This window comes from Brooklawnia sp. (assembly GCF_049651565.1).
Classification (GTDB): domain Bacteria; phylum Actinomycetota; class Actinomycetes; order Propionibacteriales; family Propionibacteriaceae; genus Brooklawnia.
In genome coordinates this window covers 1-25,232 of record NZ_JBASCI010000233.1, presented here as the reverse complement: position 1 = coordinate 25,232, position 25,232 = coordinate 1, and the positions used below count along the sequence as shown (strand labels likewise).

Annotated in this window: 27 protein-coding genes and 1 pseudogene; 7 read left to right on the top strand and 21 right to left on the bottom strand. The window is 67.9% G+C overall.

Annotation, left to right across the window (positions count from 1 at the left end):
• Window positions 1-1,899, top strand: a complete 1,899-nt coding sequence (gene glgB / locus WBL05_RS11210) for a 1,4-alpha-glucan branching protein GlgB (RefSeq protein WP_424225974.1) — start codon at window positions 1-3, stop codon at window positions 1,897-1,899.
• Between the two features lie 293 nt (window positions 1,900-2,192).
• Here the strand turns inward: glgB and WBL05_RS11205 are convergent, their stop codons facing one another.
• Complete coding sequence (locus WBL05_RS11205) at window positions 2,193-3,104, bottom strand: co-chaperone YbbN (RefSeq protein ID WP_424225973.1); 912 nt, start codon at window positions 3,102-3,104, stop codon at window positions 2,193-2,195.
• Between the two features lie 78 nt (window positions 3,105-3,182).
• On the opposite strand from WBL05_RS11205, the gene pgm reads away from it, so the two are divergent.
• The 3 genes and pseudogenes from pgm to WBL05_RS11190 all read left to right on the top strand — a co-directional run.
• Entirely contained in the window at window positions 3,183-4,817 is a 1,635-nt protein-coding gene (pgm, locus tag WBL05_RS11200; protein WP_424225972.1) for a phosphoglucomutase (alpha-D-glucose-1,6-bisphosphate-dependent), read from the top strand.
• Window positions 4,818-4,947: 130 nt separating this feature from the next.
• Complete coding sequence (gene mce / locus WBL05_RS11195; protein ID WP_424225971.1) at window positions 4,948-5,391, top strand: methylmalonyl-CoA epimerase; 444 nt, start codon at window positions 4,948-4,950, stop codon at window positions 5,389-5,391.
• Window positions 5,392-5,507: 116 nt separating this feature from the next.
• Window positions 5,508-5,909, top strand: a pseudogene (locus WBL05_RS11190) (DivIVA domain-containing protein); the annotation flags it as partial.
• Window positions 5,910-7,162: 1,253 nt separating this feature from the next.
• Here the strand turns inward: WBL05_RS11190 and nucS are convergent.
• Window positions 7,163-7,876, bottom strand: a complete 714-nt coding sequence (nucS, locus tag WBL05_RS11185) for an endonuclease NucS (protein ID WP_424225970.1) — start codon at window positions 7,874-7,876, stop codon at window positions 7,163-7,165.
• A gap of 39 nt (window positions 7,877-7,915) precedes the next feature.
• On the opposite strand from nucS, the gene WBL05_RS11180 reads away from it, so the two are divergent.
• Together WBL05_RS11180 and WBL05_RS11175 are read left to right on the top strand one after the other, a co-directional pair.
• Window positions 7,916-8,191 carry a hypothetical protein gene (locus WBL05_RS11180; RefSeq protein WP_424225969.1) on the top strand — a complete coding sequence of 92 codons (276 nt, stop codon included), beginning with the start codon at window positions 7,916-7,918 and terminating at the stop codon, window positions 8,189-8,191.
• 254 nt (window positions 8,192-8,445) lie between these two features.
• On the top strand, window positions 8,446-8,973 hold the full coding sequence (locus WBL05_RS11175) for an alpha/beta fold hydrolase (RefSeq protein ID WP_424225968.1): 528 nt from the start codon (window positions 8,446-8,448) through the stop codon (window positions 8,971-8,973).
• Here the strand turns inward: WBL05_RS11175 and WBL05_RS11170 are convergent.
• Complete coding sequence (locus WBL05_RS11170) at window positions 8,960-9,694, bottom strand: peptidylprolyl isomerase (RefSeq protein WP_424225966.1); 735 nt, start codon at window positions 9,692-9,694, stop codon at window positions 8,960-8,962. The genes WBL05_RS11175 and WBL05_RS11170 overlap by 14 nt on opposite strands.
• Window positions 9,695-9,731: 37 nt before the next feature.
• Here WBL05_RS11170 and WBL05_RS11165 point away from each other — a divergent pair, with 37 nt between their 5' ends.
• On the top strand, window positions 9,732-10,358 hold the full coding sequence (locus tag WBL05_RS11165; protein WP_424225965.1) for a cob(I)yrinic acid a,c-diamide adenosyltransferase: 627 nt from the start codon (window positions 9,732-9,734) through the stop codon (window positions 10,356-10,358).
• A 3-nt stretch (window positions 10,359-10,361) separates the two neighbouring features.
• Here WBL05_RS11165 and WBL05_RS11160 read toward each other — a convergent pair whose 3' ends face one another.
• The 18 genes from WBL05_RS11160 to rho form a co-directional block, all read right to left on the bottom strand.
• Window positions 10,362-11,411 (bottom strand): lipoate--protein ligase family protein, encoded by a 1,050-nt coding sequence (locus WBL05_RS11160; RefSeq protein ID WP_424225964.1) that lies wholly within the window; start codon window positions 11,409-11,411, stop codon window positions 10,362-10,364.
• 11 nt (window positions 11,412-11,422) lie between these two features.
• A complete protein-coding gene (locus WBL05_RS11155; protein ID WP_424225963.1) occupies window positions 11,423-11,878 on the bottom strand; it encodes a DUF2550 domain-containing protein in 456 nt (151 codons plus the stop codon).
• Between the two features lie 10 nt (window positions 11,879-11,888).
• Complete coding sequence (locus WBL05_RS11150) at window positions 11,889-12,338, bottom strand: F0F1 ATP synthase subunit epsilon (protein ID WP_424225962.1); 450 nt, start codon at window positions 12,336-12,338, stop codon at window positions 11,889-11,891.
• Between the two features lies 1 nt (window position 12,339).
• Window positions 12,340-13,794, bottom strand: a complete 1,455-nt coding sequence (atpD, locus tag WBL05_RS11145; protein WP_424225961.1) for a F0F1 ATP synthase subunit beta — start codon at window positions 13,792-13,794, stop codon at window positions 12,340-12,342.
• A gap of 4 nt (window positions 13,795-13,798) precedes the next feature.
• Window positions 13,799-14,716, bottom strand: a complete 918-nt coding sequence (locus WBL05_RS11140; protein ID WP_424225960.1) for a F0F1 ATP synthase subunit gamma — start codon at window positions 14,714-14,716, stop codon at window positions 13,799-13,801.
• 2 nt (window positions 14,717-14,718) lie between these two features.
• The gene (gene atpA / locus WBL05_RS11135; RefSeq protein WP_424225958.1) at window positions 14,719-16,353 is read right to left on the bottom strand and encodes a F0F1 ATP synthase subunit alpha; all 1,635 of its coding nucleotides are present in this window, start codon (window positions 16,351-16,353) and stop codon (window positions 14,719-14,721) included.
• Between the two features lie 27 nt (window positions 16,354-16,380).
• Window positions 16,381-17,157: an ATP synthase F1 subunit delta gene (gene atpH / locus WBL05_RS11130; RefSeq protein ID WP_424225956.1), complete on the bottom strand. Its 777-nt coding sequence runs from the start codon at window positions 17,155-17,157 to the stop codon at window positions 16,381-16,383.
• A complete protein-coding gene (locus tag WBL05_RS11125; protein WP_424225954.1) occupies window positions 17,157-17,720 on the bottom strand; it encodes a F0F1 ATP synthase subunit B in 564 nt (187 codons plus the stop codon). Before WBL05_RS11125 ends, atpH begins: the two co-directional genes overlap by 1 nt.
• Before the next feature lie 35 nt (window positions 17,721-17,755).
• Complete coding sequence (gene atpE / locus WBL05_RS11120) at window positions 17,756-17,977, bottom strand: ATP synthase F0 subunit C (protein WP_424225952.1); 222 nt, start codon at window positions 17,975-17,977, stop codon at window positions 17,756-17,758.
• A gap of 38 nt (window positions 17,978-18,015) precedes the next feature.
• Window positions 18,016-18,789: a F0F1 ATP synthase subunit A gene (gene atpB, locus WBL05_RS11115; protein WP_424225951.1), complete on the bottom strand. Its 774-nt coding sequence runs from the start codon at window positions 18,787-18,789 to the stop codon at window positions 18,016-18,018.
• Window positions 18,786-19,007, bottom strand: a complete 222-nt coding sequence (locus WBL05_RS11110; protein WP_424225949.1) for an AtpZ/AtpI family protein — start codon at window positions 19,005-19,007, stop codon at window positions 18,786-18,788. The genes atpB and WBL05_RS11110 overlap by 4 nt, the downstream gene beginning before the upstream one ends.
• Window positions 19,004-19,456 carry a hypothetical protein gene (locus WBL05_RS11105; protein WP_424225947.1) on the bottom strand — a complete coding sequence of 151 codons (453 nt, stop codon included), beginning with the start codon at window positions 19,454-19,456 and terminating at the stop codon, window positions 19,004-19,006. Before WBL05_RS11105 ends, WBL05_RS11110 begins: the two co-directional genes overlap by 4 nt.
• A 119-nt stretch (window positions 19,457-19,575) precedes the next feature.
• Entirely contained in the window at window positions 19,576-20,691 is a 1,116-nt protein-coding gene (locus WBL05_RS11100) for a glycosyltransferase family 4 protein (protein ID WP_424225945.1), read from the bottom strand.
• Entirely contained in the window at window positions 20,684-21,388 is a 705-nt protein-coding gene (locus WBL05_RS11095; protein WP_424225977.1) for an L-threonylcarbamoyladenylate synthase, read from the bottom strand. Before WBL05_RS11095 ends, WBL05_RS11100 begins: the two co-directional genes overlap by 8 nt.
• A complete protein-coding gene (gene prmC / locus WBL05_RS11090; RefSeq protein ID WP_424225944.1) occupies window positions 21,357-22,259 on the bottom strand; it encodes a peptide chain release factor N(5)-glutamine methyltransferase in 903 nt (300 codons plus the stop codon). Before prmC ends, WBL05_RS11095 begins: the two co-directional genes overlap by 32 nt.
• Window positions 22,256-23,341 (bottom strand): peptide chain release factor 1, encoded by a 1,086-nt coding sequence (gene prfA, locus WBL05_RS11085; protein ID WP_424225942.1) that lies wholly within the window; start codon window positions 23,339-23,341, stop codon window positions 22,256-22,258. Before prfA ends, prmC begins: the two co-directional genes overlap by 4 nt.
• An 84-nt stretch (window positions 23,342-23,425) precedes the next feature.
• A complete protein-coding gene (gene rpmE, locus WBL05_RS11080) occupies window positions 23,426-23,650 on the bottom strand; it encodes a 50S ribosomal protein L31 (protein ID WP_424225941.1) in 225 nt (74 codons plus the stop codon).
• Between the two features lie 101 nt (window positions 23,651-23,751).
• On the bottom strand, window positions 23,752-25,232 hold a 1,481-nt coding region (gene rho, locus WBL05_RS11075; RefSeq protein ID WP_424225940.1), incomplete at its 5' end, for a transcription termination factor Rho.

Here is a 25,232-nt window from a genome sequence, read left to right as displayed (position 1 = left end):
ATGTTCGACAAGTTTGGCAACCTCACCGGCTGGGACCTGGAGGGCTTCCACAGCGGTGGCGACACCGAGGCCTGGCGGCGGCTCGGCAGTCACGTGGTGACGGTCCACGATTCCGAACGCGGTGAACTGCGCGGGACGCGGTTCGCGGTTTGGGCTCCCAACGCCCGGCGCGTCCAGGTGATCGGCGACTTCAACTGGTGGCAGGGCGACGACATGGAGCTCATCCCCGGTTCGGGGGTGTGGAGTGTGTGGAAGGAGGACGTCGGCGAGGGCACCCACTACAAGTACAAGATCCAGCACCAGGACGGCACCTGGCAGGAGAAGGTCGACCCGTACGCCCGGTTCGCCGATACTCCGCCCGGCAACGCGTCCATCGTCTGGGAGTCAAACTACGTATGGGACACCAACGAGGACGAGTGGCTCGAACGGCGCGCGCAAACCAACGTTTACGAATCGCAGATGAGCATCTACGAGATGCACCTTGGCAGCTGGCGCAAGGGGCTGAGCTACCTCGAGCTCGCCGAACAACTTCCGCCGTACCTGAAGTGGCAGGGCTACACCCACGTCGAGCTTATGCCGGTCATGTCGCACCCGTTCGAGGGCAGCTGGGGCTACCAGGTCACCGGCTACTTCGCCCCGGACGCCCGGTTCGGCACCCCGGACGACTTCCGCCACCTGGTCGAGGCACTGCACGCCGAGGGCATCGGCGTCATCCTTGACTGGGTCCCGGGACACTTCCCGAAGGACGACTGGGCGCTCGGGCGGTTCGACGGCACCGCGCTGTACGAGCACGCCGACCCCCGGCAGGGCGAGCAGCAGGACTGGGGCACCTATGTGTTCAACTTCGGCCGCAACGAGGTCAAGTGCTTCCTGGTCTCGAATGCGCTGTACTGGGTGCACCAGTTCCACGTCGACGCGCTGCGGGTGGACGCCGTGGCGTCCATGCTGTACCTCGACTACTCCCGCGAAGAGGGCCAGTGGGTGCCCAACCAGTACGGCGGCCGGGAGAACCTCGAGGCCATCGACCTGCTGCGCTACGTCAACAAGCACCTGTACGAGCGGGTGCCCGGGGTGACCATGATCGCCGAGGAGTCCACCAGCTTCGGTGGGGTCACCAAGCCGGTGCACCACGGCGGCCTGGGCTTCGGGTTCAAGTGGAACATGGGCTGGATGAACGACTCCCTGCGCTACCTGGGCCTCGATCCGGTCTACCGGCAGTACCACCACAACGACATGACGTTCGCGATGGTGTACGCGTACTCCGAGAACTTCATCCTGCCGATCAGCCATGACGAGGTCGTGCACGGCAAGGGGTCGATGCTGAACAAGATCCCGCAGGACGACTACCGGAAGTTCTCCACGCTGCGGGCGTTCTACGCCTTCATGTGGAGCTTCCCGGGCAAGCAGCTGCTGTTCATGGGTCAGGAGTTCGCCCAGCGGCCGGAGTGGAACGAGGAGGCCGGCCTGGAGTGGTGGGTCGACTCGCTGTGGGGCCACAACGGCGTCCGCCAGCTGATCAAGCGGATGAACGAGCTGCAGGCCGAGCACCCGGCCCTGTACGAACTGGACAGTGACCCGGCAGGCTTCAGCTGGATGAACGCTGACGACGCGGGCCACAACACGTACAGCTTCGTGCGGGCCGACCGGAACGGTCAGCTCGTGGCCTGCATCACCAACTTCTCACCCGAGCCCTACCCCAGCTACCCGATCAGCGTGCCGAAGGCCGGCCCGTGGCAGCAGATCCTCAACACCGACGCGCCGGAGTTCGACGGGGCCGGCGGGTTCGACAATCCCGAACCGATCACCGCCACCGCATTCTCGGCGGCCGAGGACTCCTGGGCCTGGGCGACGGTGGCCGTCCCGCCGATGGCCGCGGTCTGGCTGCGTTACGAGGGCTGACACCAGCTGCCTCCGGCCGGTCCGGGTCGCAGGTACCTAACGGAGCCGGCTCCCGGAAAGGGGGCCGGCTTCACTGACCTCGACCGGTACTGGGTGAAGCCACTGGCCTGTCGATCGACGGCAGCACCCGGGCGCGGCCGCTCAACAGTGGCACCGCCAGGACCCTCGCGTGCACACCAGCCGACACGACCGGCAATGTACGCATTTGGCCTGCGCGCCGGGCAGTTATGCGTCCCCCGGACCGATAATGCCCGGTAAGGGCGACGGACCGTGGGGCCGGCCAACCTGCAGGACTAGAACAGGGCCATGGAGAGCGCCCGGCGGGCCTTCTTGAGCACCGGATCTGCTGGGTCCATCGTGTCGAAGAGTTCCAGCAGGCGCACCCGGACGCGGTCGCGGTCCGGACCGGCGGTGCGGCGCACCAGGTCGATCAGCCGGTCGAACGCGGCCTCGGGGTTGCCGGTTATGTACTCCCAGTCTGCGGCGGCGAACTGGGCCTCTGTGTCGTCCGGTGCGCTGTCCGCCTTCGCGACGACCCGGTCGTCGATCCTGGCGGTGCGCAGCAGCAGGGACGCCTGCGCGCGGCCGGCCTGGGCCTCGCTGTCGCGCGGGTTGGCCTTGAGCAGCTTGTCGAACTCGGCGACCGCACGCTCGAAGTCGCCAGCCTGCAACGCTTCGTCGGCGGCGGCGAATAGGGGATCCAGCGCCGGCTCGGTGCCGTTCCCGCCGGCGGCTGGGGCGCTCTGCTGGGGGGCGGCGCGTCCGTTCAGGCCATTCGCGACCGCCACCTGGATGATCTGGTCGACCAGGGACTGGATGTCCGCGCGTTCCCTGGTGCCCTGGAACAGCGGCGCCACCTGGCCGCCCAGCAGGGCCAGCACGGTGGGGACGGCAGCCACGCCCAACGCCTGGGCGATCCTGGGCTGGGTGTCGACGTCCACGACGCCGAGCAGCAGGCGTCCCTGTTGGGCGTTGACGACCTCAGTCAGGTCGCGGCGCACCCCGGCCGAACCGCTGTCGCGGGCAGAGGTCAGCAACAGCACCACGGGGTAGCGCATCGACTGTTGCGCGGTGGCCTCGAAGTTGCCCTCGTCCACCTCGACCACGTAGCTGGCCCCGCCGGCAGCGGTGCCCTCGGATCGTTGGGCGGCCAGTCCGGACAGGTCGACGGCCCCGGGACGCGAAAAGTTCTGATCAGAGGTCATGGCGACCATTGTTTCACCACGGTCGAATCTGTCACGGACAGCCCGCGCAACGCCACGTGACGGGGCAGGATAGGGCACATGGCTCATCCACGCGCAGGCCAAGTGGCCGACCCCTCAGACTTGATCAATGTCGATGAAGTGCTAGGTGCCTACTATGACCTGGTACCCGACCCCACCGACCCCGATCAGATGGTCTCCTTCGGAACCTCCGGGCACCGCGGCTCCAGTCTGGACACCGCCTTCAACGAAGCTCACATCGCCTCGATAACCCAGGCGATCATCGAGTACCGGGCCCAGCAGGGCACCGCGGGCCCGCTGTTCATAGCCAAGGACACCCACGGCCTGTCCCTGCCGGCGTGGAAGACCGCCATCGAGGTGCTCCACTCCGCCGGCGTCGAAGTGCTCGCCGAACGCGAGGACGAGTACACCCCGACCCCGGCGTTGTCCCGGGCGATCATCCGGTACAACCGCGAGCACGCGGGTGGCCCGCAGGCCGACGGCATCGTGGTCACCCCGTCGCACAACCCGCCGCGCGATGGCGGCTTCAAGTACAACCCGCCCAACGGTGGACCGGCCGACACCGACGCCACCAGTTGGATCGCCGACCGTGCCAACGAGTTGATGGCCGACTACAAGTCGATCCGCCGCACTCCCTACGAGCAGATCGCCGACCAGGTGACCCGCTTCGACTACCGCACCCCGTACTGCCGCGAGCTGTCCCTGGTGATCGACATGGACCTGATCGCCAACTCCGGGCTGCGCATCGGCGCCGACCCGATGGGTGGTGCCTCGGTGCAGTACTGGCAGTACATCGCCGAGAACCTGCTGCCGAACCTGACCGTGGTCAACCCGGTGGTCGACCCCACCTGGTACTTCATGACCCTTGACACCGACGGCAAGATCCGGATGGACTGCTCCTCGCCGGACGCGATGGCGTCCCTGGTGGCGAACCGGACCGCCTTCGACATCTCCACCGGCAACGACGCGGACTCCGATCGGCACGGCATCGTGACCCCGGACGCGGGGCTGATGAACCCGAACCACTACCTGTCAGTCGCCATCCAGTACCTGTTCGGCAACCGTTCCGGCTGGCCGGCGACCGCCGCGATCGGCAAGACCCTGGTCTCCAGCTCGATGATCGACAACGTCGCGCAACTGCTGGGACGCAGGCTGGTCGAGGTGCCGGTGGGCTTCAAGTGGTTCGTCCCCGGCCTGATCTCGGGTGAGATGGGCTTCGGTGGCGAGGAGTCCGCAGGTGCGTCGTTCCTCGAGCGCAACGGCAACACGTGGAGCACCGACAAGGACGGCATCATCCTCGACCTGCTGGCCAGCGAGATCACCGCCGCCACGCAGCTGACGCCCAGCCAGCACTACCAGAAGCTGGTCGACCAGTTCGGCACCTACCACTACGCCCGGATCGACTCCGACGCCAACCGTGAGCAGAAGGCGCGGCTCAAGGCCCTCACACCCGAGGACGTGACCGCCAAGGAGTTGGCCGGCGACCCGATCACCCACGTGTACTCGCATGCACCGGGCAACAACGAGGCGATCGGCGGCATCAAGGTGACCACCGATGCGGGTTGGTTCGCGGCCCGGCCTTCGGGCACCGAGGACAAGTACAAGATCTACGCAGAGAGCTTCCGCAGCGCCGAGCACCTCGCCGAGATCCAGAACTCCGCCAGACAGGTCGTCGCCGAGGCCCTGGCTGGCTGACGACCAGGCTCCATACCGCGGATTCCGCGGACCCGTAGCCCGCGCCGTTCCGTTGTTCTGGCGATTCGGCGGAGCGAGCCGAATGTCAGCCCGCTGCGCACCAGAAGGACTCCCATGGCAGGATCGATACATGGACAATTCTGACCTTTTCATCTGCATTGACCACGTCGCCTACGTCTGCCCGGACGCCGAGGAGGCTGCCAAGTACTGGACCGAGGTTCTCGGCTGGCACGAACTCCACCGCGAGGTCAACGACGAGCAGGGCGTCTTCGAGATCATGGTGGCCCCAGCCGCCGAGCTGACTGAGCACATGACCCAGATGCAGTTGATCTCGCCGACCCGTGAGGACGCCACCACCGCCAAGTGGCTGGAGAAGAACCGGCCGGGCCTGCACCACATCGCATGGCGGGTGGCCGACATCGACTCGGTGTCCGCCATGCTGCGCGAGCGCGGCCTGACCCTGCTGTACGAGCAGCCTCGGCTCGGCACCGGCGGCTCGAAGATCAACTTCATCCACCCGAAGTCGGGCAAGGGTGTGCTGATTGAGGTCGTCCAGCCCGGAACCGGTCACTGACCACCCGACCGGTGGGGCGAGAACCGGGCTGAAAACGACGGGGTGTCCGCGGGGCGCCCCGTCGTTCGCTGACCCGGTTGTTGCTAGCCTCGATGGTGGACGTTAAGGAGTCGCCAATGACCAGCGGTACCCCCGACGAGGAATACACCGAGGAAACCGGTCTCAACCTCTTCGATGAGCGCGCCAGCGCGGCCGGCAGCTTCCCGCACGCCATGCTCGGCTACGACCGTCCCACGGTCGACAACTACGTCCGCGACATCGAGCAGCAGGTGGCCACGCTGAAGCAGCTGACCCGGCACCTGCGCACCGAGCTGGCCAGCGCCCAGGCCCAGCACGGCGACACCGACTTCACCAGGCTGGGAGCGCACGCCACCTCGATGCTGCGCGCCGCTGAGGCCCAGGCCAGCGACCTGATCGCCAGGGCTGCCGCCGAGGCCGAACGCATCAAGGAGGAGGGCCGCCGGGTCGCAGCCGACCTGCGGGCCAGCGCGCAGACCGAGGCCGACGACATCCGCGTCGAGACGCTGGCCAACCTGCGAACGATGCGCGAGAAGCTGGACGAGGAGATCTCACGCGTCCGCGAGGCCACCCAGAACGATGCCCGCGCCACCCTGGACGCCGCCCGCACCCAGGCGCTGGCCATCGCCGAGCAGGCCCGGCACAACGCCGTGGTGGCCGACGAACAGCAGGCCATGAGGCACCGGCAGCTCGCCGAGGAGGCCGCCCGGGACGCCGAGAACCTGCGCGCCACGTCCCGCGCTGAGGCCGACCAGTTGCTGGCTGACGTCCGAGCACAGGCCGACCAGCTACGCCGAACCTCGAAGGCGGAAGCCGACCAGTTGCTGTCCGACGCCCGTACCGAGTCCGGCGAGCTGCGCGAGAGCGCCAGGGCGCAGGCCCAGCAACTGCTGGCGGACGCCCGAACCGAGTCGGAACAACTCCGCAACACCACCAGGGTCGAGTCGGAGCGTCTGCTGGCCCAGGCCCATGCAGAGGCACAACAGATGCTGGAATCGGCCAACACCGAGGCCGCCGCGATGGCCGACAAGATCGCCGAGCTGCTGGCCGATGCGACATCGCGTCACGACCAGTCGGTTGCCGAGGTCACCGAGGCCGGCGAACAGGCCGGCCGGATCCGCTCCGAAGCCCTCGAGGCGGCCGAGCAGTTGCGTTCGCAGGCTGCCCTGGAGGCCGAGGCCCAGGTGGCGGCGTCCCACCGGCAGGCCGCGATGATGAAGGACCGGCTGGAGGAGCAGTTCGCCTGGCGCAAGGAACAACTCGAACGCGAGATCGCGGCGCTGATGCAGCGCAAGTCGGCGATCATCGCCCAGATGGGCAGCCTGCAGCAACTGGCCGCCGAAGCGGTCACCGGCTTCGATGCCGCCGTCGGCGATACCGACCTGCCCGACCGGACCGACGAGCACTGGCTGGCATCCTCACAGCGTCCAGCGCCGGCCGAGGGGCGCAACGAGCCCACCACCGTGCTGGCCGACCTGCGGTCGGCACCCGCTGCCGGAGCCCGCCAGCAAGCCCGGGAAGCCCAGGGGTCGACGATTGTCCATCCCGCTGCCGAGCAGCAGCCCGAGGCAGCCGAGCCGAATCCAGCTGCGCCTGAGCAGGTTGGCAAGGCGTCCGAACCGGCCGACGCCGAGCCGACCACGGTCATCAACGTCGACGAACCGACCAAGATAATCGGACGCGTCGAGGGCGCCTGAACCTGCGCCAAGGCGCCGTACAGTTGCCGCGCCACCCTCGACGTCACCGGCCGGAGTCAGAACAATCTGTCCTCGGCGTTGTCCAACCCCCGCAGGGCGTCGTAGTCGACCACCAGGCAACTGATACCGCGGTCAGTCGCCAGGGTGCGGGCCTGCGGCTTGATCTGCTGGGCGGCGAAGATGCCCCGCACCTCGCCCATCAGCGGGTCACGATTCATCAGGTCGAGGTAGCGGGTCAGCTGCTCGACACCGTCGATCTCGCCGCGCCGCTTGACCTCGACCGCCACATAGCTGCCGGCCGGGTCACGGCACAGCAGGTCGACCGGCCCGATCGCCGTCATGAACTCGCGCTGGACGACGCTCCAGCCCTCCCCGAATGCGCTCGGGTTCTCGGCCAGCAGTTGCTGCAGGTGCGCCTCCACACCGTCCTTCTGCAGCCCCGGGTCGACGCCGAGCTCGGCGGTGTAGTCCAGTTCGATCTCGCCGATGCTGATCTGCAGCGTGTCGCCGCTGTGTGCACGGACCACCCAGACCTGGGTGATCCGGGGGTCAACGTCGGCCGTGGTGGCCTCCAGTGCCGCCTCGTCGGCGTCCAGCACCGTCATCGTGCATGGTGGACTCATCCAGTTGAGCGGCTTGTAGGCCCGGTCGTCGGCATGCACCGACACCGAACCGTCCGCCTTGACCAGGATGAGCCGGCGGGCCATCGGCAGGTGCGCCGTCAACCTGCCCCCATAGTCGACCTGACACTCCGCGATCACCACACGCACGGCGTCCAAGCTACACGATTGCCTCGCTAAGGTTGGGGGATGGCCCGTCGACCCAGCAAGCACACTCGTCCGCCCCGGCCGCTGCGCGTGGTACAGCAGTCCGGGTCGGTCGAGAAGGGCGACGGCCTGTGGGTGGTGCGCAACGTGCGGCCGGAGAACGCAACCAAGCCGTATACCTGCCCGGAGTGCCACCGGACGATTCCGCCCGGCCAGGCGCACGTCGTCGCCTGGCCGCACACTCCCCCGCTGGGCTCGACCTCGGCGCTCGAGCACCGGCGGCACTTCCACGATGCCTGCTGGCAACGAAGGAGATGAGATGACCGACCTGCATGCCATCGAGATCGGCCACGGGCCGCAACGCGTGGTCTTCCTGCACGGGCTGTTCGGGCAGGGCAAGAACTTCGGCACCGTGGCCAAGCTGCTGGCCGACCAGGCCACCAGCACGCTGCTCGACCTGCCGAACCACGGCCGCTCGCCGTGGACCGAGTACTTCGACTACCACCTGTTCGCCGACCTGGTCGCCAACGACGTGGTCGAGCTCCGAGCCGGTCACGCTGGCCGGGCACTCGATGGGCGGCAAGGTCGCCATGCAACTGGCGTTGAGCCACCCGCAGTTGATCAAGGGCTTGGTGGTCATCGACATGTCACCGGTCGACCGCGGCGACCCATCGGAGTTCCAGCACTACGCCGACGCCATGCTGGCCCTCGACCTGTCGACCATCAGGTCCCGTTCCGACGCCGACGCCGCCCTGCGCGAACCGGTGCCGAACACGGTCACCCGGTCGTTCCTGCTGCAGAACCTGCACCGCGGCAAGGGCCCCGAAGGCTGGCGCTGGCTGCCGAACCTGAAGCTGCTGGCCAATTCGATGGAGCAGATGTCCGGTTGGCCCGACCAGCAGGGCCGGCAATGGGACGGGCCGGTGCTGTGGCTGGCCGGTGGTCGCTCCCGGTTCATCGGGGACGAGCACCTCCCCGCCATGACGGCGCTGTTCCCCAATGTCCGGCTCGAGGTGGTACCGGACGCCGGGCACTGGGTGCACGCCGAGCAGCCGCAGGCGGTGGCGGACGCCATCGCACGCTTCCTCAGCCGAGGCTGACGGTCTCGATCTGTGCCGGGCTGATCGGGGCCGGCGAGTTCTCCCCGGACACGCCCTTGGCGGCGATGCTGGTGACCACCTCCATGGACGCCTCGTCGATGGTGCCGAAGATCGTGTACTGGGGTGCCAGTTGGGTGTCGGCCCAGACGAAGAAGAACTGTGAACCGTTGGTGTCCGGGCCTGCGTTGGCCATTGCGACCACGCCCTTGGTGTACTGCTCAGACCCGGTCAGCTCGTCGGCGAACCGGTAGCCCGGACCGCCGCGTCCGGTGCCGGTTGGATCACCGCACTGCAGGATGTACATGCCCTGATCGACCAGCCGGTGACAGGCGGTGTCGTCGTAGAACCCCTGCTTGGCCAGCGACTGGAACGAGTTGACGGTGCACGGCGCGTTCGCCCGGTCGAGGGTGATCGTCACCGGGCCCTCGGTCATGTTCAAGGTGACGACCGAGGTGCCGGTGGCCGGCACGTCGGTCATCGGGGGCGGGTCGGCCGCCCGGGCGGACTGGCCGGACGCGGTGTACTGGCAGTTCACCATTCCCTCGGCCGCCGGGGCGGGTGCGCTGGTGGCCGGTTCGCTGGCTGCTGCGCTGGCGGAGTCCTGCCCGGTGGCTGGCGAACTGGCCGGCTCGCCGCCAGTTGGCTGGCTGGCGCAGGCCGTTATCGTCAGCAGGCCGGCCGCCACCACGGCCATGCCCGCGCTCGTGCCCAACTTCTTCATCAGGTCCCTCCGTCTGGATGGCCGGTAGGCTTCCGGTATGGTCCACCTCACCCGTATCTATACACGCACCGGCGACGCAGGACAGACCCGGCTCACCGACAACTCCGTGACTTCGAAGACCGACCCCAGGGTCGCCGCCTACGGTCACGTCGACGAGTTGAACTCTGCCATCGGCCTGCTGCTGTCCCAGTACCCGGTGGACGACGAGGTGCGGGCCGCCCTGGAACTGGTGCAGAACGAGTTGTTCGACGTGGGCGCCGACCTCTCCAACCCGGTGGTGCCCAACCCCAGGTACGAACCGCTGCGGATTATCCCGTCCAGCGTCGAGCGCCTGGAACAGTGGTGCGACCACTTCGGTGAGGGCCTGCCCGCGCTCAACTCGTTCATCCTGCCCGGGGGCACCCCGACCTCGGCCTACCTGCACGTGCTGCGCACGATGGCCAGGCGCGCCGAACGTACCGCCTGGGCGGCTGCCGAGATCTACGGCGTCGAGGACGACGTGGCGGGCGCCGGTGGCGGGCTCAACCCCGTCGCCATGCGCTACCTGAACCGGCTGAGCGACCTGCTGTTCATCCTCGCCCGGCACGCCAACGCGCAGGCCGGCGCGGCCGAGGTGCTGTGGGTTCCGGGTGGCGAGCGAAACCCGGGCCTCAACAAGGGCTGATGGTCAAGGGACGCGGAAGGTCCACTCCGGGGTCGAGAACTTGGTGGCCACCAGTTCTTCGGCCCTGGCCAGATCTTCGGCGGTGTAGTCGGCGTCGACGGTGTCGTAGCGGTTCTTGAAGTAGTCGAGGAAGCTCGACATGATCGCCTCGCGCGACATGCCGGTCTGCGACCGCATCGGGTCGACCCGCTTGTTGGCGCTCTTGGTGCCCTTGTCCGACAGCTTCTCGCGGCCGATCCGCAGCACTTCCAGCATCTTGTTGGCGTCGATGTCGTAGGCGCTGGTGACGTGGTGCAGCACCGTCCCGTCGGTGAACCGACGCTGCGCGGCACCGCCGATCTTGCCCTTGTCTGAGGCGATGTCGTTGAGCGGCACGTAGCGGGCGTTTACGCCGACCTCGGCCAGCGCGCCGAGCACCCAGTCGTCCAGGAAGGCGTAGGACTGTTCGAAGCTCAAGCCCTCGACCAGTGCGCCGGGGGTGACGAGGGAGTAGGTGATGCAGTTGCCCGGCTCCATGAACATCGCACCGCCACCGGAGATCCGGCGGACCACCTGGATGCCGTACTTGTCGGCACCCTCCTGGTCGATCTCGTTGCGGTAGGACTGGAACGACCCGATAACCACCAGCGGGGCATCCCAGTCCCAGAACCGGAAGGTGGGGTTGCGGCTGCCGGCTCCGACGTCCTCGCTGATCACCTGGTCAAGCGCCACGTGCATCGCCGGGTCGAGCACCCGGGCCGGAATGACGTCGAAGGTCAGGTCCTCCCAGCGCAGCGCATGACCAAGCGCACGACGGACCGCGATGCCAACCGACTCGGGGTTGAACCCGATCATGGCGACGTCGTCGTCCAGGGCGTTCTCGATGGCGGCCGCCAATTCCTTCACGCTAGAGTCGGCTGGCATGCCGTTGAGGGCCGCGTCGATGTCCTCCAGGGCGGAGTCAGGCTCCAGGAAGAAGTCGCCCGACACATGCGCCCGGGCCAGTCTGCCGTCGACGACCTCGACATCCACCGCGACCAGTTTGCCCCCCCGCACCTTGTACTCGCCCCGCACCGCGGCTCCTTTCAGCTGTCCAGCCCTCGACGGTACCCGATGCGGCCAGGAGGTGCCGACTCCAGCCAGCTCACCAGGCCGGTCGCCGATCCCTCGTTGACCGCCAACTCCCAGCGCTCCGGATTCTGGCCGCGGGCGCGCAGGGTCACCACCCGGGCGAATGCGTAGCCGAGTTTCGATTCGCTGACGTCGGAGTCCCGGAATCCCACCAGTTCGCAGCGATCCCGGACGAACAGTCGGGTCGGGCGGGGCCAGGGATGCCAGACCAGGTACCACTCGAGGTACTGACCGGAGTAACGGGCCAGGCCGGGGCGCCACTTCGTGGCACCGTCAGCGCGCAGCGCACAGTCGAACAGCCCCCCCAGCACGCTCAGCCAGGCGCGCCTGACCAGCAGCGTCACCATGTAGATGAGTCCGACGACCAGCACGATCGTGATCAGCTCGTCGAGCCAGAGCGGCAGACTCATGAGTGGCAGGTTAGCGCAGGGGCGGATTCCCCGGCATCCGCCGGGTCAACTCGGTCTGCTTCTCGCCGGCCCGTACCTGGGCGAGCAACCGGCGGTAGGTGCGCACCTCGCTTTCGGCGGCCTGGGCCAGTTGCACCTTGTCGTGCATCGCCGCCAACTGGACGCGGGCCTCGTCCAGCGAGATCTCCTCGGCCAGTTCACCGAAGGCCGACAGCACCGAGACATGGTTGTCGAAGACCGAGATGAACCCGGAGTCGATGGCGATGATGCGCCGGACGCCGTCCGGGGTGACGACTTCGGCGCCGTGCGGCACCAGCGCTGCCATCAACGGCTCATGACCCGACCAGATGCCGATGTCACCCTCGGTGGTGCGCACCAGCACGCTCACCACCTCGCCCTGCCACACCAGGCCATCGGTGGCCACGAACTTCACCGTCAGTGGCTTGTCCCTGAGGGCCACCTCAGCCGCCCTTCTTGATGCGGTCCCACTGCTTCATCACGTCCTCCATGCCACCGACATTGAAGAACGCCTGCTCGGGGATCTCGTCGCACTCGCCGTCGCAGATCATCTTGAAGCTGGAGACCGTCTCGGCGACCGGCACGGTGGAACCGACCACACCGGTGAACTTCTCGGCGACGTAGAAGTTCTGGCTGAGGAACTGCTGGATCCGGCGGGCCCGGTTGACCAGGATCTTGTCGTCCTCGCTCAGCTCGTCGATGCCGAGGATCGCGATGATGTCCTGCAGTTCCTTGTTGCGCTGCAAGATCTGCTTGACCCGGGTCGCGGTCTGGTAGTGCTCCTGACCGATGTACTGGGCGTCCAGGATGCGGCTGGTCGACGACAGCGGATCGACGGCCGGGTAGATGCCGCGGGACGCGATCGCCCGGGACAGCTCGGTGGTCGCGTCCAGGTGGGCGAACGTGGTTGCCGGGGCCGGGTCGGTGTAGTCGTCGGCGGGGACGTAGATGGCCTGCATCGAGGTGATGGAGTGGCCGCGGGTCGAGGTGATGCGCTCCTGCAGCTGGCCCATCTCGTCGGCCAGGTTCGGCTGGTAACCCACCGCAGATGGCATCCGCCCCAGCAGGGTCGAGACCTCGGAACCGGCCTGGGTGAACCGGAAGATGTTGTCGATGAACAGCAGCACGTCCTGGTTCTCGACATCGCGGAAGTACTCCGCCATGGTCAGCGCCGACAACGCGACCCGCAGCCGGGTACCCGGCGGCTCGTCCATCTGGCCGAAGACCAGCGCGGTGTCCTTCAGGACGTCGGCGCCAGCCATCTCGTTGATCAGGTCATTGCCCTCACGGGTGCGCTCCCCCACCCCGGCGAAGACCGAGGTGCCGCCGAAGTTGTGCGCGATTCGGAAGATCATCTCCTGGATCAGCACGGTCTTGCCGACGCCCGCGCCGCCGAACAGGCCGATCTTGCCCCCCTGGACGTACGGGGTGAGCAGGTCGATGACCTTGATACCGGTCTCCAGCATCTGGGTCTCGGGCTGCAGGGCATCGAACGGCGGCGGATCGCGGTGGATCGGCCAGCGCTCGGTGACCTCGACCGTCGCCGCGTCGACGTTCAGCACCTCACCGATCGCGTTCCAGACGTGGCCCTTGGTGACCTGCCCGACCGGGACCGTGATCGGCCCGCCGGTGTCGAGCACCGGGGCACCGCGGCGCACGCCGTCGGTCGGCTTGAACGCGATGCAGCGGACCTCATTGTTGCCGATCTGCAGCTGAACCTCGAGGGTGATCGGGCGCTTGCTCTCACCGACGCCGGCGTCGACCTTCAGGGCGTTGTGGATGTCGGGTAGCTTGTCGGAGGGGAACTCGACGTCGATGACCGAGCCGATGACCCGGATGACGCGTCCGGCACCAGTGGTGGGGGCATCCGCGGTGGGTTGGGTGTCGGTGACAGTCATTGGTTCAAAGCTCCTGTCCGGACGCCGACAGCGCGCCCGCGCCGCCGACGATTTCGTTGATTTCCTGGGTGATCTCTGCCTGCCGTGCCTGGTTCGCCTGCCGGGTCAGTTCACGGATCAGGTCGTTGGCGTTGTCTGTTGCCGAGTGCATGGCCTGCTGGCGGGCGGCCAGCTCCGAGGCGGCCGCCTGACGCAGCATGAACTTGATGGAGTCGATTATGTACATCGGCAGCAGCGCGTCCAGCACCGTCTCGGGATCGGGTTCGAAGGAGTACTCCGGGACGATGTCACCGGAGTACGCCTCGGTGTTGCTGGCGGTGCCATCGACGACCTGCAGCGGCAACAGCCGGACGATCCGCACCTGCTGGGAGACCAGCGTCCGGAACCGGGTGTAGACCACGTGCAGCTCCGACACCCCGCCCTGGGCCTGCCGGCGCAGGTACCGATCCATCAGCAGGGTACCGATCTCGTTTGCATGCTCGTAGTGCGGCGCCTCGCTGAAACCCAGCCACGAGTGCCTGACGTCGATCCCCCGGAACTCGAAGTACTCCTTCGGCTTGCGTCCGCTGGTGTACAGCTCCACCTCGACCCCTTCGGAGTTGAGGTGCTCGATCAGGCCCTCCGCGGTTCTGGCGAGGTTGCCGGGGTAGCCGCCTGCCAGGCCACGGTCGCTGCCGATCACCAGCACCGCCGAGCGCTGCCGGTCGTGGTGCTCGGCGGTCAGCGGATGATCCACCTTGGCGAAGGTGGCGACGGCGTTCACCGCGCGGCGCAACTCCATGGTGTACTCCTGCGCCGCCTGGGCCTTGACCTGTGCCCGGTTCACCCGGGAGGCCGCGATCAGCTCCATGGCCTTGGTGATCTTCATCGTCGCTGCCACCGAGTTGCGGCGCTGCCTCAGTTCGCGAAGGGTCGCCGCCACTGTCAGCCCCGCTTCTGCTTGACGATCTGCTGCTGGTGGATGTCGTTGCCGTCGACGGGTTCGGCCTCCACCTCACCCAGCAGCTCACCGGCGGAGGTGCGGAAGGTGCGCTTGAACTGCGCCATCAGCGCGGTCAGTTGTTCCACCGTCGCGTCCTCGAGCCTGCCGCTGGTCTCCACCTGGTCCAGCAGCGACGACTGGTGACGCAGGTGGTCCAGGAACTCGGCCTCGAACCGCTGCACGTCCTCGACCGGCACCTCGTCCAGCTGTCCAGTGGTGCCCGCCCAGATGACCGCCACCTGCTCGGCCATCGGCATCGGTGCATACTGCGACTGGCGCAGCAGTTCCATCAACCGGGAGCCACGCTCCAACTGCCGCTTGGACGTCTCGTCGAGGTCGGAGGCGAACATCGCGAACGCCTGCATGTCGCGGTACTGCGCCAGGGAGATCTTCAGGGTGCCCGCCACCTTCCTCATGGCCTTGGTCTGGGCGGCGCCACCGACCCGGGACACCGAGATGCCGACGTCCACAGCCGGACGCTGGTTGGCGTTGAACAGGTCGGACTGCAGGAAGATCTGGCCGTCGGTGATCGAGATCACGTTGGTCGGGATGTAGGCCGACACGTCGTTCGCCTTGGTCTCGACGATCGGCAGCCCGGTCATCGAACCGCCGCCGACGGCGTCGGACAGCTTCGCGCAGCGTTCGAGCAGGCGGGAGTGCAAGTAGAAGACGTCACCGGGGTACGCCTCGCGGCCCGGCGGGCGGCGCAGCAGCAGCGACATCGCCCGGTAGGCCTCGGCCTGCTTGGTCAGGTCGTCGAAGACGATCAGGACGTGCCTGCCCTGGTACATCCAGTGCTGCCCGATCGCCGACCCGGAGTACGGCGCGATGTACTTGAAGCCCGCCGGGTCGGATGCCGGCGAGTTCACGATCACGGTGTAGTCCATCGCTCCACGCCGGCTGAGGATGTCGTGAACCTCGGCGACCGTGGAGTTCTTCTGGCCAACTGCCACGTAGATGCACACCACCTGCTTGCTCGGGTCGCCGGACTCCCAGTTCGCCTTCTGGTTGAGGATGGTGTCGACCGCGATCGCGGTCTTGCCGGTCTTGCGGTCGCCGATGATCAGCTCCCGCTGGCCGCGGCCGATCGGGGTCATGGCGTCGATCGCCTTCAGGCCGGTCATCAGCGGCTCATTGACCTCTTGTCGGTCCATCACGCCGGCGGCCTGCAACTCGAGGGCACGACGACCCTCCAGCGGGGTGATCGGGCCCTTGCCATCGATCGGGTTGCCCATGGCGTCCACCACCCGACCCAGGTAGCCGTCGCCGACCGCCACCGACAGGATGTCCCCGGTGCCCTTGACCGTCGAACCCTCCACGATGCCCGCGGAGTCGCCCAGCACCACCACGCCGATCTCCCGGGCGTCGAGGTTCAGCGCGATACCCAGCGTCCCGTCGGCGAAGAGCAGCAGTTCGTTCGCCATCGCCGATGGAAGTCCTTCCACCCGCGCGATGCCATCACCCGAGCTGATGACCGAGCCGATCTCCTCCCGCGCGGTCCGCGTCGGTTGGTAGCTCCGCACGAATGAGGTCAGCGCCTCGCGGATCTCGTCGGGGCGAATCGTCAATTCCGCCATCTGCCTGCTCTCCACTTCTGCTTGCCGTCAGCCGATCAGGCGACGTGCTTGGTTCATTCTGCTTCGGACGGTGCCGTCGATCAGGTCGTCGCCGATCTCGATCCGGGCACCTCCCAGTACCTCGGGATCGATGTCCAACTGGATGTCGATACCGGCTCCGTAGATCCGGGTCAACTGCGCCCGCAGCACCGCCCGCTGCTCGGCGGTCAGCGGCTGGGCAACGGTGACCCGGGCCACGGTGTGCCGGCCGATCTGGGCTGCCACCTCGACGTAGCCGTCCAGGGTCCTGACCAGGGTGCGGCTGCGCCGCTGCACCGCTCGCTGGACGAGCCGCACCGTGGCGGGCAGCGCCCGGGCGCCGAAGACGTCGGCCACCAGCCGCTGGCGGGCGGCCACCTCGATCAGCGGGTCGGTGAGGGTCGACTGCAGCGCGGAGTCTGCCTCGACGGCACGAGCGATGCGGAAGACCTCGTCCTGCACCTCGTCGACCGCTCCCGAGACCACGAAGACTCCCCGCACACCCTGCCGTTCGACGGCCGCCTCCAGGCTGGTCGTATCGGGGGCGAGTGCGGATGCCCGGGCGACCAACTCGACCGCAGCTGCCGGGATCCGTCCCTCGAACAACCGCCGGGCGACTTCGCTGCGCACCTGCCCGGGGACGGCCGGATCGCTCAACGTGGACCGCAGCCGGTACTGCTGGCCCAGCGCGTCGGAGGCGGCGAAGATGCCATCGACGGCCGCGGGGTCGAGTGCCAGCGCGTCGGCCTCGGCGTCCAGTTCACGGTTGCCGGCGGTCAGGTCCATCACTGCTCCCGACTGGCCAGGTCGTCGGGCACGTAGTCAGGCAGCTGGCGGGACGGCTGCTGGGCGAGTTCGGCCAGGAACCGGTCGACGGTGCGCTGGGTCAGCGCCGAGTCGGTGAGCGACTCGCCGATGATGCGCTCGGCCAACTGGGCGGCCAGCGCGCCGACCTCACGGCGCAACTCCTGGTGGGCCTGTCCGTACTCGACGTCCAGTTGCTGGCGCCCGGCCTCGATGATCCGGGCGGCCTCCTGCTGTGCCTGTAGCCGGGCCTCCTCAACGATCACCGCGCCCTGTGCGCGCGCCTCCTCGCGAAGTCGGGCGGACTCCTCACGGGATCGGGCCAGTTGCTCCTGGTACTGCCGCTTGGTCTTCTCTGCCTCGGCCCTGATCACCTGCGCCCGGTTGATACCGCCCTCGATCTCGGCGGCCCGATCACCGTACATCGCCTCGAACCTCGGGACCACGAACATCTGCACCACCACAGCCACCAGGATCGCCAGCACCAGGCCGACGACGAACTCTGACAGGTGCGCCGGGGCCAGCGGCCCCAGCGGGCTCTCCATGGGAATCAGTCCAGCACCGTGCATGGTGGGGCCAATCACTGGATGACGAACGCCAGCACGAAGCCCAGGATCGCGAGAGCCTCGACCACGGCGAAGCCGATGTACGCGGTGCCCATCATGGCGCCGCGGGCCTCAGGCTGGCGGGCGGTGCCGTTGATGACCGAGGCGAAGATCCACGCCACGCCGATCGCCGGGCCCAGGGTCGCCAGCGCGTACCCGAGGACGTTGATCGAGCCGCTCAGTTCCATGGGGGTCATACTCGGTTCCTTTCGGTTTGGTTCATCCGGTGTGGTGATCAGTGACTCTCGCTGATCGACGACGAGATGTATTGGGCAGTCAGGATGGTGAAGATGTAGGCCTGCAGGGCGCCGATGAACAGTTCGAACAGCATCATCACCAGGCTGAACAGCAACGAGATGACGCCCCCCGCGTTGAGCACCAGGCCGTCTGCCTGGGTCAGCAGGTAGGTGCCCCCCACCACGAAGACGATGATCGTCAGGTGGCCGGCGAACATGTTGGCGAACAGACGCACACCGAGCGTCAACGGCCGGGTGACGAAGTTCGACAGGAACTCCACCGGGATGATGATCGGGTACAGGTACCACGGCACGCCTTCGGGGATCAGGGCTTTGCGAAGGTAGCCGATGCCGTGCCTGCGGAAGCCGGCGCTGACGTAGATGAACAGCACCAGCACCACCGCGCCCCACGCGTAGCCGATGTTCGACATGGTGGGGAACATGAACAGGAACAGTTCACCGAACCAGTTGTTGAGCAGGATGTAGGTGAACAGCCCGACCAGCAGCCCGAGGTAGGGCCGGAAGCCGGGGCCGAGGATGTCCCGGCCGACGCTGTTGCGGATGAACTCGTAGATGAGTTCCATGAGGTACTGCCCCTTGCTGGGCACCGTCTTCAGCCGCCGGGACGCCACCACCCACATCACGATCACGATCACGGCGGCGATCACCGCCTGAATCATCGGCTTGGTGATCCAGTCGGTGCCGAACAGTCCCGGGAACTGGAAGTCCTCGACCCCCGGTGCCGTGTAGCCGCCTTCCTGCATTGGGATCATGGGACGCTCCCGTACCGCTTGATAATGAGGTAGATGCTGACGGCCAGCCCGGCGAGCATGCCGACCGGCAGCAGGAAAGCCGTGTGCAGCAGGTGGTCGGCCAGCCAGCCCAACCCGCCGTACAGGCAGATACCTGCAATGAGGTAGCTGAGGATGGCCATCCCCTGGTCGCGTCCGGCGTCGCCGGGCGGCTCAACCCTCCTGTCGCGCGTCGTCACTGGTCCCACCCCGCAGGCGCCTGATAGCCACGGTCATAGACCGGGACGCGGACCCGGGCGTGCGCCATCACCAGCCCGGCCTGCCAGCCGATCAGGCACGCCAGCGCGCCCGCCGCGAACCACACGTTCGACCAGGCCTGCGTGATGGCCGGTGTCGAGGCGGCAGCCCACAGGGCGGCGCCAAACAACCCGACCCGCAGCACGAAGCATGCCACGGTGATCGTCAACCCGTTCCAGTCAGCCATCCGCAGGGTAAGCCCCTCCACGATCTGACCGGTGAGGAAGAACACGAGGACCAGCATGGCCGCAGCGAGCGCACTCACCGAACCGGACACGCCGCCGAAGATCAATCCGATCGCAGCACACAGGGCGGACGCCCCGGCACCGACCAGCAGACCACCGCGGGCGAGGCTCATCGGCCCTGCGGTGACCTTGCCTCGGGGCGCCACGGCGCACCTCCTCCTCGATGGTGTTCGCCAGCGATGATCCACGGGGGACGCTGGCGTGCGTCGCGTTCGAGTCTAGGGCATGGGCTGGGTTTCTTCGGAGCCCGCCGTCACTACACCGATCAGGGGTCTTGCGGTGCGGCGTCGGTCCGTCGGCCGGTGGGCCGGAAGGTGGCCAGTACCGCAACGACCAGTCCGCCCACCAGGCCCACCGCTGCCAGTGGGGTGCGCACCAGGCCGAGCACGATCACGCCGTACGCGATCACGGCCGTCCACAGGTACATCACCAGGACGGCGCCCACCATCGAATGGCCACGGCCTAGCAGCCGGTGGTGCAGGTGCTGTTTGTCGGCCACGAACCACCACCTGCCCTGTCGGGTACGCCGGATGTAAGAGGCGACGAGGTCGAGCAGCGGCAAGGCCATGATGGCGAACGGCAGGATCAACGGCAGCCAACTGGTCAGCAGGCCGCCGCTGGCGGGATCCAGGGAACCGGAATCGATCTGGCCGGTGAACGACAATGACGAGCAGGCCAGCAGCAGCCCGAGCAGCATCGAGCCGCCGTCGCCCATGAAGATCCGGGCGCGGTAGAAGTTGTGCGGCAGGAAGCCCAGGCAGACCCCGGTGATCGCGACACTGACCAGGCTGGCGGTGGTCGCAACCACGAGGTTCTGTTCGCGGGCCAGCACGTAGGTGTAGATGAACATCGCCGACGCGCCGATCGCCACCACCCCCGCCGCCAGCCCATCCAGGCCATCGACGAGGTTGATCGCATTGACGCAGACGAAGATGAACAGGACCGTGATCAGCATCGAGGTCCACTGGTCGAGCGCGATGATCTGATTGGGCAGCGAGATCCAGTACAACCGGACACCGTTCAGCGCGGCCACCCCGGCGGCCAGGGCCTGACCGGCGACCTTCGGGATCGCCGGCAGGTCGATCACGTCGTCGATCATGCCGACGATGCAGATCACCACAGCGGCTCCAAGAATTCCCAGCGAGTCGCGCCGGACAACCTCGTGCCGGCCCAGGAACGGCATCATCGAGGCCAGCAGGAAGGCCAGCGCCACCCCGGCCAGCATGGCCAATCCACCCAGGTAGGGAGTGGGGCGGGAGTGCACGTCGCGTTCGCGGATCTGCGCCTGGATTCCGAACCTGATGGCCGTCAGCCGGACCACACCGGTCAGCGCGTAGGTGGCCGCCGTGGCCACCAGCATCACCAGCAGGTACTCACGCATCGCTCGGCGGCACGTCGGCGAGACTGGGCAGCAGCACGGCCAACTCGGAGTGACCGATCACCCCGGCCCGAAGGATCCGTCCGGTCGGCGTGCTGGCCAGGTCGACGATGGTGGAGGCCACCGGCCCGGGCGTGGCTCCGGCATCGAGGTAGACCGCGACCGAGTCACCAAGTTGTGCGATCGCCTCGTCGACGCTGGTGGCCGGCGGCTCACCGGAGATGTTGGCGCTGCTGACCGCCAGCGGGCCGACGTGGCGCAGCACCTCGCGGGCGCCATCGTGGTCGGGCACCCGGACTGCGATCGTGCCCTCGGTCCTGCCCAGGTCCATCGGCAGCGAGCTCTGCGCCCTCATGATGAGGGTCAGGGCTCCCGGCCAGAACCGGTTGATCAGCGACTCGACCTCCACCGGCACATCGGCCACCAGGGCGCGCAGCATCGCGGGTTCCGAGATGAGCACCGGCGGCGGCATGTCACGGCCGCGCCCCTTGGCGTCCAGCAGTGCCTGTACCGCAGCCGGTTGCAGGGCGTCGGCGGCGATCCCGTAGACGGTGTCGGTGGGCAGGACGACCAGCCCGCCGGCTGCCAGCGCCGCCGCGGCCGCGGTCAGGGCTTCGTCGGCCTGGGTCGCCAGGTCGAACCTGCGCCAACCCGCCGGCTGCGCCGGATCAGGGGTTGGCTGCCCGGCCGGGTTCAACATCTCGGTCACCCCCCAATCGTTGCATGGGCGACCCGGGAGCCAGCGCAGTGACATAGCGGGCCCGGCCGGTCAGGTCGCGGTGGCTGGCGGCCATCCCGAAACCGGCCGCGCTGGCCGCTTCGACCACCTGCGGCGACTGTTGGTCACCGTGCTCCACCACCAACTGGCCTCCGGGACGCAGCAGCCGCCGGGCCACCCCGATGACCACCCGGATGGCGGCCAGGCCGTCCTCGTCGGCGAACAACGCGTTCGGCGGGTCGTGGTCGCGAACATCGGCGGGCAGCAGATCGCGCTCGGCCCAACTGATGTAGGGCGGGTTCGCCACCACCACGTCTACCTGACCGTCCAGTTCGGCCAGTGCGTCCGCCATGTCGGCGTGCACGACACTGGCGCCGGTGCCGGCGAGGTTGCGTCGTAGCCACCGCAGCGCCCCTTCGTCCGATTCGACGGCGAACAGCCGGACGCCGGGTACCTCGTCGATCATCGCGGCGCTGATCGCCCCCGATCCGGCGCAGAGTTCCACCACCAGTGGGCGCTCGATGGCGCGGGCGGCCTCGATGGCGGCCCCGGCGACCAGTTCTGTTTCCGGCCGGGGGACGAAGACACCGGGGCCCACCGCGACCACCACCGCGCGGAAGCCCACCAGGCCAGTCAGGTGCTGCACCGGTGTGCCGGCGCACCTGGCGTCGATCAGCTGCTCGTAGCGGGCGACCACGTCCGCCGGGAGTTCACGGGCCACCAGCAGACCGGTGGCGCTCAAAGCGCTGGCGTGCAGCAGCAGGGTGCGGGCCTCGGCCTGTGGGGAGCCGACTCCGGCTTCGCGCAGCCGGGCGGTGGCCCGGGCGAGCACGACCGTCGGGCCGGGATTCACCGGTCATCCTGCTGGCCGAGCTGGGAGAGCCGCTCGGCCAGGTCGGCGGCCTGCAGCGCCTCGATGACCGGCCCAAGCTCGCCGTTGAGGACCTGGTCGAGGTTGTGGGCCTTGAACCCGATGCGGTGGTCGGTGATCCGGTTCTCGGGGAAGTTGTAGGTGCGGATGCGCTCGGAGCGGTCGACGGTGCGCACCTGGGACTTGCGGGCTGCAGCGGCGGCCTGCGCAGACTCCTCCTCGGCCTGCGCCACCAGCCGGGCCCGCAGGATGCGCATGGCTTGCTCCTTGTTCTGGAGTTGGCTGCGCTCGTCCTGGCAGGTCACGACGATGCCGCTGGGCAGGTGGGTGATCCGCACCGCGGAGTCGGTGGTGTTTACGCCCTGACCGCCCTTGCCGCTGGACCGGTAGACGTCGATGCGCAGGTCGTCGTCGCTGATCTGCACCTCGTCGGCTTCGACATCGGGCATCACCAGCACCCCGGCTGCCGAGGTGTGGATGCGGCCCTGCGATTCGGTGACCGGCACCCGTTGCACGCGGTGCACCCCGCCTTCGGACTTCAGCACCCCGTAGGGCGCCTGGCCGGGTTCGGGGGTGCCCGGCGCGCGGACGGCCACGGTTGCGGACTTGTAACCGCCCAGGTCGGTGGTCTCGCTGTCGAGGAGTTGGGTCTTCCAGCCGCGCTGCTCGCAGTAGCGCAGGTACATGGCGAGCAGGTCGCCGGCGAACAGCGCCGACTCCTCGCCGCCCTCCCCCGACTTGATCTCGATCAGGGCGTCCCGGTCGTCGTTGGGGTCGCGGGGCGCCAGCAGTGTGGTCAGCTTGTCGCGGACGACCGCCAGCCGGTCGCCGATCTCGGCGAGTTCGTCGGCGAATGCGGGGTCCTCAGCGGCCAGATCGGTGGCTGCCTGGGCGTCGCCGGTCAACTGGTCGAATTCATCGAGTGCCTTGACGATCTGGCCAAGTTCGGCGTAGCGCCGCCCGACCGCCCGGGAACGCGACGCGTCCGCCAGCACCGCCGGATCGGCCATCTGGGTGGCGAGTTCGGCGTACTCGGCTCGCATTCCTGAGGCGGCCTCGAACATGGGTGCTCCTGCGTCTGCTGGATCGTTGCCAACGAGAACAGGCGCTGGTCGCGGATCACCGCTACCAGCGCCTGTGGGTTCGCACTACTTGTTCTGGTCGCCCTTGCTGTTGCCGTAGCGGCGCTGGAAGCGTGCAACTCGACCACCGGTGTCGAGGATCTTCTGCTTGCCGGTGTAGAAGGGGTGGCACTCAGAGCAGACGTCGGCACTCATGACGTCGCCCTTGATGGTGCTGCGGGTGGTGAACTGGTTCCCGCAGGTGCACACGACCTTCACCTCGTGGTATTCCGGGTGGGTGGCCTGCTTCATGGTTGTCTCCTCGTAATCGTGTGCCGGGTCGCCAATGGCGTGAACCGGCGCCGACCGGACAGTTTAGCGCGCCGTCCGGTCTGGCCCAAACCGTCGGGTCGTCAGTCGTTGCCCGGGGTGGTGCGGCTGATCAGCACCAGGAACTCCGAGTTGTTCTGGGTCTTGCGCATCCGGCTGAGCAGCATCTCCAGCGCGGCCTGGTCCTCCATGCCGGACAGCACCCGGCGCAGCTTCCAGATGATGTCGAGTTCGGCGCGTCCCATCAGCAGTTCCTCGCGGCGGGTGCCTGAAGCGTCCACGTCGATCGCCGGGAAGATGCGCTTGTCGGCGAGCTGACGGCTGAGCTTGAGCTCCATGTTGCCGGTGCCCTTGAACTCCTCGAAGATGACCTCATCCATCTTGGAGCCGGTCTCCACCAGCGCGGTGGCCAGGATGGTCAGCGAGCCACCGTTCTCGATGTTGCGGGCGGCACCGAAGAACTTCTTCGGCGGGTACAGCGCTGCGGAGTCGACGCCACCGGACAGGATGCGTCCGGACGCCGGGGCCGCCAGGTTGTAGGCACGGCCGAGCCGGGTGATGCCATCGAGCAGCACCACCACGTCACGGCCGAGTTCGACCAGGCGCTTGGCGCGTTCGATGGCCAGTTCAGCGATCGTGGTGTGGTCCTCGGCCGGGCGGTCGAAGGTGGACGCGATGACCTCACCGGTGGTGGTGCGCTGGAAGTCGGTGACCTCCTCGGGACGCTCGTCCACCAGGACGACCATCAGGTGGACTTCGGGGTTGTTGGTGGTGATCGCGTTCGCGATCGCCTGCAGGATCATCGTCTTGCCGGCCTTGGGGGGCGAGACGATCAGCCCGCGCTGGCCCTTGCCGATCGGGCTGACCAGGTCGACGATGCGGCCGGACATGTTCTGCGGCGTGGTCTCCATCCGCAACCGCTGCTGCGGGTAGAGCGGGGTCAGCTTGCCGAAGTCGGGCCGACCGCGCATCGCCTCGGGGTCCTTGCCGTTGACGGTGTCGAGCCGGACGAGCGGGTTGTACTTCTCGCGCCGCTCCCCCTCCCGGGGCTGCCGGATCGCGCCGGTTACCACGTCACCCTTCCGCAGGCCGTGCTTGCGCACCATCGACAGCGAGACATAGGCATCGTCGGGGCTGGGCAGGTAGCCGGAGGTGCGGACGAAGGCGTAGTTGTCCAGGACGTCCAGGATGCCCTTCACCTCGATGAGGACGTCGTCCTCGCGCACCGTGTCGTCCACCCGATCGATGTCGGAGCCGCTGCTGGGGCGGTTGCGGCGGCTGCTGCGGTCACGCTGGCGCCGGTTGCGGGAGCGACGCGAGGTGCCGCCGCCGGAGGAGTCGTCGTCGCGGCTGCCGGGTTGGGTCTGGGTGGTGGAGGGTTGCTTGCCGTTGCCGTTGCCGTTGCCAGAGGTCTGCCCGGGCGCGGCACCCTCACGCTCACGCAACCGCTCGCGCACCTTCGGGTCCTGGCTCAGCGCGGCCAGTCGGGCTCCCACATCGTCGGTGCCGCCCTGCCCGTCGTGGTCATCGGTCGCGGGTTCCGGGGCGGCGACCGGTTCGGGGG